This is a genomic window from Citrobacter sp. wls757 (assembly GCF_005280935.1).
GTDB classification, from domain to species: domain Bacteria; phylum Pseudomonadota; class Gammaproteobacteria; order Enterobacterales; family Enterobacteriaceae; genus Citrobacter; species Citrobacter portucalensis.
Genome location: NZ_SZWU01000060.1, coordinates 344018 through 345055, shown reverse-complemented (window position 1 = coordinate 345055; position 1038 = coordinate 344018). Strand labels below are relative to the sequence as shown.

At 53.9% G+C, this 1038-nt stretch carries 2 protein-coding genes; both read right to left on the bottom strand.

Annotation, left to right across the window (positions count from 1 at the left end; genetic code table 11):
- Nucleotides 1–30: 30 nt before the first annotated feature.
- The gene (gene urtE, locus FDW94_RS16540) at nt 31–729 is read right to left on the bottom strand and encodes an urea ABC transporter ATP-binding subunit UrtE (RefSeq protein WP_137377903.1); all 699 of its coding nucleotides are present in this window, start codon (nt 727–729) and stop codon (nt 31–33) included.
- Between the two features lie 9 nt (nt 730–738).
- On the bottom strand, nt 739–1038 hold a 300-nt coding region (locus tag FDW94_RS16535; protein ID WP_137378033.1), incomplete at its 5' end, for an ATP-binding cassette domain-containing protein.

Below are 1038 nucleotides of genomic sequence, written 5' to 3'. Positions count from 1 at the left end.
GACAGAGCCGAAGCCGCTCTGTCGCATACCTCAGATTGCAACCAGTCCCCGAACGCCCTCGGCCTCCATATTTTTACCATCGCCGCTTTGAATAATGCTGCCCCGCGACATGAGCAGGTATTTGTCGGCCATCTGCTGCGCAAAATCGTAGAATTGCTCCACCAGCAATATAGCCATATCCCCCCGGTGCGCCAGTTGAGAAATCACCTGACCAATCTCTTTAATCACCGACGGCTGGATCCCTTCCGTTGGCTCATCAAGAATCAACAACTGTGGGCGACTTGCCAGCGCTCGTCCAATGGCCAGTTGCTGCTGTTGCCCGCCGGACAAATCTCCGCCACGCCGATGCTTCATCTCCTGTAAAACCGGAAAGAGCGCGTAAATATCATCAGGCACATGTCGGGCCTCCGGTGCTGAAAAACGGGAAAGACCGAGCAGCAGATTCTCTTCGACCGTCAAACGCGGAAAAATATCACGCCCCTGTGGGACATACGCCACACCGGCTCTGACCCGCTGGTGTGGCTTCCAGTGAGTGACATTTTTATCCTGCCAGAGCACGCTTCCGCTACGGGCCGGAATAAGCCCCATCAGACACTTTAGTAGTGTTGTTTTCCCCACGCCGTTACGCCCCAGCAAGCATGTTACCTCACCGATACGCGCTTCAAAGCTCACCCCACGCAGAATATGGCTGCCACCATAATATTGATTCAGTTCTTTCACCTGCAGCATGTAAACTCCTTAACGCCCGAGATAAACTTCAATAACCTGCTCGTTGGCCTGCACATCGCGAAGACTCCCCTGAGCGAGGACACGTCCCTGATGTAATACTGTGACGCGATCGGCAATGGTTTCAACAAATCCCATATCGTGCTCAACAACCATCAGAGAGTGCTTACCCGCAAGCTGGCGAAACAGCTCCGCCGTGTATTCCGTTTCCGCATCCGTCATCCCCGCCGCGGGTTCATCCAGTAGCAGTAAATGCGGCTCCTGTACCAGCAGCATGCCAATTTCGAGAAACTGTTTTTGCCCATGCGAAAG